Annotated in this window: 12 protein-coding genes; all 12 read left to right on the top strand. The window is 36.9% G+C overall.

The genetic code is table 11. From position 1 onward, the window contains the following. A partial coding sequence (locus H5232_RS22340) for a tyrosine-type recombinase/integrase (protein ID WP_182831546.1) occupies positions 1 to 229 on the top strand: 229 nt, incomplete at its 5' end. A 28-nt stretch (positions 230 to 257) separates the two neighbouring features. Continuing rightward, a complete protein-coding gene (locus H5232_RS22335; RefSeq protein ID WP_182831545.1) occupies positions 258 to 590 on the top strand; it encodes a type II toxin-antitoxin system RelE/ParE family toxin in 333 nt (110 codons plus the stop codon). Positions 591 to 661: 71 nt separating this feature from the next. Beyond that, positions 662 to 973, top strand: a complete 312-nt coding sequence (locus tag H5232_RS22330; RefSeq protein ID WP_182831544.1) for a helix-turn-helix domain-containing protein — start codon at positions 662 to 664, stop codon at positions 971 to 973. A 9-nt stretch (positions 974 to 982) separates the two neighbouring features. Continuing rightward, on the top strand, positions 983 to 1,147 hold the full coding sequence (locus H5232_RS22325) for a hypothetical protein (protein ID WP_182759070.1): 165 nt from the start codon (positions 983 to 985) through the stop codon (positions 1,145 to 1,147). A 438-nt stretch (positions 1,148 to 1,585) separates the two neighbouring features. Beyond that, a complete protein-coding gene (locus H5232_RS22320) occupies positions 1,586 to 1,822 on the top strand; it encodes a hypothetical protein (protein ID WP_182831543.1) in 237 nt (78 codons plus the stop codon). A gap of 16 nt (positions 1,823 to 1,838) precedes the next feature. Then, a complete protein-coding gene (locus tag H5232_RS22315; protein ID WP_182831542.1) occupies positions 1,839 to 2,303 on the top strand; it encodes a GIY-YIG nuclease family protein in 465 nt (154 codons plus the stop codon). Positions 2,304 to 2,332: 29 nt separating this feature from the next. Beyond that, positions 2,333 to 2,608: a hypothetical protein gene (locus tag H5232_RS22310; protein ID WP_182831541.1), complete on the top strand. Its 276-nt coding sequence runs from the start codon at positions 2,333 to 2,335 to the stop codon at positions 2,606 to 2,608. A 54-nt stretch (positions 2,609 to 2,662) separates the two neighbouring features. Further along, positions 2,663 to 2,863, top strand: a complete 201-nt coding sequence (locus tag H5232_RS22305; protein ID WP_182831540.1) for a hypothetical protein — start codon at positions 2,663 to 2,665, stop codon at positions 2,861 to 2,863. A 5-nt stretch (positions 2,864 to 2,868) separates the two neighbouring features. Then, positions 2,869 to 3,189, top strand: a complete 321-nt coding sequence (locus H5232_RS22300) for a hypothetical protein (protein ID WP_182831539.1) — start codon at positions 2,869 to 2,871, stop codon at positions 3,187 to 3,189. Positions 3,190 to 3,201: 12 nt separating this feature from the next. Then, complete coding sequence (locus H5232_RS22295) at positions 3,202 to 3,489, top strand: hypothetical protein (RefSeq protein WP_182831538.1); 288 nt, start codon at positions 3,202 to 3,204, stop codon at positions 3,487 to 3,489. 289 nt (positions 3,490 to 3,778) lie between these two features. Continuing rightward, on the top strand, positions 3,779 to 4,093 hold the full coding sequence (locus H5232_RS22290; RefSeq protein ID WP_182831537.1) for a hypothetical protein: 315 nt from the start codon (positions 3,779 to 3,781) through the stop codon (positions 4,091 to 4,093). Between the two features lie 12 nt (positions 4,094 to 4,105). Further along, positions 4,106 to 4,435, top strand: a complete 330-nt coding sequence (locus H5232_RS23970) for an SEC-C metal-binding domain-containing protein (protein ID WP_220496117.1) — start codon at positions 4,106 to 4,108, stop codon at positions 4,433 to 4,435. The last annotated feature ends 121 nt before the right edge of the window (positions 4,436 to 4,556 follow it).

Here is a 4,556-nt window from a genome sequence, read left to right as displayed (position 1 = left end):
TAGAAACCTGTTTAAGAGTTGCGGCTTTAAACAAGGCTCAAGCCACTCAGGGCGTAAAAGTACCGCCAGCCTACTATCTGATGCTGGTGTCGATTATGACGTTATACAAATGGCTATAGGCCATGCTAGTGATGATATGACTGATACATACATCATCCCTGATCCACAGCGATTAACTGATGCACTGAATAACTTGTATAAATCAGTGCCGCCACTAGGAATAAAATAATAAATGATATTAGAGGGGCGTTAGCCAGTTGAAAAAGTTTAAGTTTATAAATAATCAATCAAAAAAAGAGTTTCTAGCGTTGCCCGATAAAATTCAAAAGCGCTTTGCAAATGATTTAAACGCTATCTGTCAAAACAAAGAGCCATTTAGCAAGTTTAAGCACTTAAAGGAAAGTGTAGGTATTGGTGCGGTTGAGCTGATAGAGAACGGCAGACCAGCATACCGAACGATTTACGTTGCAAAGTTTGCCGATACAGTGTTCATCTTACATTCGTTTACCAAGACTACTAACGGAGTGGATAAACAGGCTATGGACACTGCGAAGAAGCGGTACAAGCTAATGCAAGATGAAATAAAATAAATATATCAGCACTTGTATATATATCAGCACTGATATATGGTGCTTATAAGTTAATCAATAAGGTTATTAAGATGACTCTTGAATACTCAAATATCTTTGATGCAATTACAGAAGATAAAGCAGAAGCCTCTGAACTACAGACGCGCTCAGATCTGATGATTGTTGTTCGTGACATTATCAATGCTAAAAATTGGTCACAGGCCGATGCAGCGATTCAATTAGGACTAACCCAACCTCGCGTAAGTGATTTGGTTAATGGTCGAATTGATAAATTCAGTATTGATAAGTTAATGACTTGTTTGTATCGAATTGGTTTTCGCTTTAAACCGTCCTTTGCAGATGACCAGTTAACAATGGCTGTTGAAGCCGTTAAAACACACTAGTTGGAAATAATGATGAAAGAACCTCCGCTGGTTTTGGTTAAGACTTGGTATGAGCTGCTTTTAAATGCAGACGATAAAGGAAGCAAACAACATGCAGAACAAATGTTGATCGGTGCATTTGGAACACCAGAAGCAGTGGCTGCTTATCTTAAAAAGCACAATATTATTAAATAAAGTAAGCAGACTAATTGATTGGAAAAAGGAGCAATTAAACGTGAAATTTGAAATAACAGAAAAGGATTATGCGAAGAAATTAGGTAGTGAGGTTTTTCCAGATGCAGTAACTGGCAGCGTAGTTCGGTGCACAAACAGCCTATGCACGCAACCAGCTGTTCCGGTTTATTTTGATAAGAATCAGTTTTTTTGTACTGGCAAAGAACGCGACACAGGGCGGGACTGTAAGCGGCTTTTCACGGTCAAGCAACTATCGGTTGAATACACTTGCACAAGCTGCGGCTCAACCAGTGAAGTTACAATGAAAGACCACTTGGACGAGAGCAAATATATCGAGTGTGAGTGTGGTGAGCGTTGTGAGCCCTCGGACTCAGATGAAATTTGCGAGCTTCGGGCTCGAGGATTAATTGAGTGAGCATTGGAATAAGGAGAGTAGTAATGGAGTTAAATGCGCGTGATATGTCGCTTTTATTAGCTGGGTTAAAAGCAGTTTCATTAGACAATAGTTACACAAGTGATCAGAGACGACGAGCAAAAGAGCTTGAAGATCGTATTGGTAATTTATTTACTACTGGTTGCACTTTAAATATGAAAGTTGCCGATGCTGCAAGGTGTGGTGAAGACAAAATTGTTTACGCAACACAAAGTTTTTCAGATTTTGACCAAAAACAATAGGATTGGAATTCGGAATTTGAAGGTCATTCGAAATTTAGAAGATGCAAAGGTTTACAAGCGAGGATGGACTTATGTTCTTTTATCTCAAAACAAAAGAATTATGAAGATAGGTCATGTAAAAACAGATCTTAGAAAGCGTGTTTATCAGCATCAGCATTGTAGATTATACAAGCCATACGACTTTCAATTTTTGCTTGCTTTAGATAGTGCTCAGTATGAATCATTGCTTCATGGATATTTTGATAAATACCGCCGCCGATATAAATGGCTTCAGGGAGAGATTAAGGGACAGCACTTTACTAAGAAAGAAGCTAACACTTTGGCTTTAATGTTATTTAAAAAAGATAAAATTAGCTATAACTCTACTTCCGAGGCATTTTGGAAAAACACTATAGTTACAAGAAATGAGATTTTTTCCATTCCACCACGCAAGATTGGCACAAAATTAGAGAATTTAATAAAGCAAATCATAGCGAATTAAGTATTGTAATAAGTGATAAGGAGTTTCGTTTGGATTTTGTAAATCCTTGGATACCTGCGGCAATAATAATGTTTGCAAACGTATTTGGAGGGGAGCATAACACTTATCGTTATGAAAAGATGACAGCTCTCTTTGGTTGGGTTGCAGGTATCTCTATACTGCTCAGCTTCATGCTTCCATTCTTAGGCGATAACTTGAGAGGTTACCTTCTGCAAATAGGTATGTTTAGCATGATCACTGCCGTATCAAGGGATTATGAAAAGCTTTTTAAGTATGTTTTCAAAAATAAAAGTAAACGTAAATAGTTACATTGGAATGAACCAAATTTTCAGACTCCAAAATATAACAAGGAAATAATAATGGCCTCAAATGTAATTTTAAAAGCAGAACTTAAAAGTAATGGGAAGTATCAATTAGATATGATCATTCCTCCTAACAAAGAACCTGTATCACAAACGAAAGCAATTTTTGAATCAATAGAAAATGCTCATGCTTTCGGTATTGCTGCAATGAAGCAAGTATGGCCTGATATCAATATCACAATAGAGAAAGTGGAATAATTTATATGGCTGATTATATTTCAGAACTGAAACAAGACTTAGAAATTAAGAGCTCGTATTTAAAAGTACATCTATCAAATAATGATATATCTACCAATGAATTAGCATTCTATTTGAAGTTAAGTACAGCTTTGTTATATGTTGCTTTCAAAGCTAATGGCACTATTCCTCAAAAGGTTAGAAAGCTACATTCTAACCTAAACCTGTATTCCGACTACTCCTTACGTTTAAGTAGTGCCTATATTAATGATTTCAAATTTAGGGTGCTTGAAATTACTGAGAGTGATGCGAGATTATCCAATGAGATAATGGATGAAATATTATAAGAAAGTCCTCCCTTGATAGTTGAGAATATAAAAACAACAGGCTCAATAGAGTTTATAATATCGTTAGGAACATTACTTTCAATTCAAGCTTTGTCTGAAGTGGATGTAAAAGACATTATTAATCTTGCGGCTGGATATTTACGAGCTTTCTTAACATGGGCGAATGAACCAGGCATCAATAAAAACTACATTGATGATAATACGTTAAAGCTACTTACAAAGTACGACATAGTTAAAGTAAAATTTATAAACAGTGATGGTTCTAAAGCAGTGTTTGATTTACAAAAAAAGAAGAAATGAGAGTGTTGGATTAAGGAACTAAGATGACTGAATTAGTGCTAAATATTACGGAAGTATACCCGCAAGAAAAGGAGCACCCTGTAATAGAAAACCCAAACAACTTAACAACTGTTACTTGTGGCAACTGTGGTGCGAAAGTTCGCAATGTATTTAATTTGACTAGGCTCTCAGGTGAAAGCTATAGCGTTCGATGTAGTACAAGGAATGATGTCGGGCAGCAATGTCTAAATACATTTAAAGTGGCCGTTTCAGAGAAATAGCGAGATTAGAATAAATGGAGGAGATAAGTATGGGAAACCATAAAGGTACAGCTGAGTCTATAGGTCGTGAGTTGCAGAAGTGGGTAATGGGAAATCTAGCAGCTGCAAAGTGGGGCGAATTTCACGTTAATGATTTTAGTAATATGATTACGTGGGACGATTATAGAATTTACGCAGGTGGCGCAAGAATTGCGGACTATGAAGCAGATGAAATTGATCCGCCTAGTTTAGATGAGGTCAAGCTTAGTTACATTACCCTAATTAAAATGTTTTGTGAAAGCGCTGGCATTGAAGCTGCGAAATTTACAGATATTTCTAAAGAGATTGTATCAACATTGGATTAAAGAGATATAAATATGACGGTAAAACGTAACGAACCATGCCCATGTGGGAGTGGTAAAAAATACAAGAAGTGTTGCTATTTGACTAACAATATTAATAAGAAGAGCAGCGGAACTCATGCTCTACCACCTTTTGTCACATGTAATGAGTGTGGCGGTAAGGCTCCAAAAAATACATTTGAAATCATGGACACCAATGGAATGGTAGGTATTGATTTGGCTATTGGTGCTGTCTGTGAAGATTGTAACGCGCCAACGTTTGCTGTTTCTGGTGAACCTAATGCAGTACAAGATTTAATGCTAGTTTTAAAGGAAGAAATGGGTGGGTCAGTTGGTATTGAGTAAGCGTCTAGCAAAATGCACCTGCCAGTAACTCGTCAAAATGATTAAGCTATTTCCGAATTTCAATGAGGAGATAGTCATGAGAAAAACGCGTAGCCTTGAACAATGGCGCAGTATTATCGAA

Source organism: Pseudoalteromonas sp. SG41-5, assembly GCF_014164495.1.
Taxonomy (GTDB): domain Bacteria; phylum Pseudomonadota; class Gammaproteobacteria; order Enterobacterales; family Alteromonadaceae; genus Pseudoalteromonas; species Pseudoalteromonas rhizosphaerae.
Note: the sequence above shows the minus strand (reverse complement) of the source record. Positions and strands in the feature narration are given on the sequence as shown.

Coding starts and splice junctions, on each gene's coding strand:
- H5232_RS22330 (WP_182831544.1), top strand. CDS start 662: ATGACTCTTGAATACTCAAATATCTTTGATGCAATTACAGAAGATAAA.
- H5232_RS22325 (WP_182759070.1), top strand. CDS start 983: ATGATGAAAGAACCTCCGCTGGTTTTGGTTAAGACTTGGTATGAGCTG.
- H5232_RS22320 (WP_182831543.1), top strand. CDS start 1,586: ATGGAGTTAAATGCGCGTGATATGTCGCTTTTATTAGCTGGGTTAAAA.
- H5232_RS22305 (WP_182831540.1), top strand. CDS start 2,663: ATGGCCTCAAATGTAATTTTAAAAGCAGAACTTAAAAGTAATGGGAAG.
- H5232_RS22300 (WP_182831539.1), top strand. CDS start 2,869: ATGGCTGATTATATTTCAGAACTGAAACAAGACTTAGAAATTAAGAGC.
- H5232_RS22290 (WP_182831537.1), top strand. CDS start 3,779: ATGGGAAACCATAAAGGTACAGCTGAGTCTATAGGTCGTGAGTTGCAG.
- H5232_RS23970 (WP_220496117.1), top strand. CDS start 4,106: ATGACGGTAAAACGTAACGAACCATGCCCATGTGGGAGTGGTAAAAAA.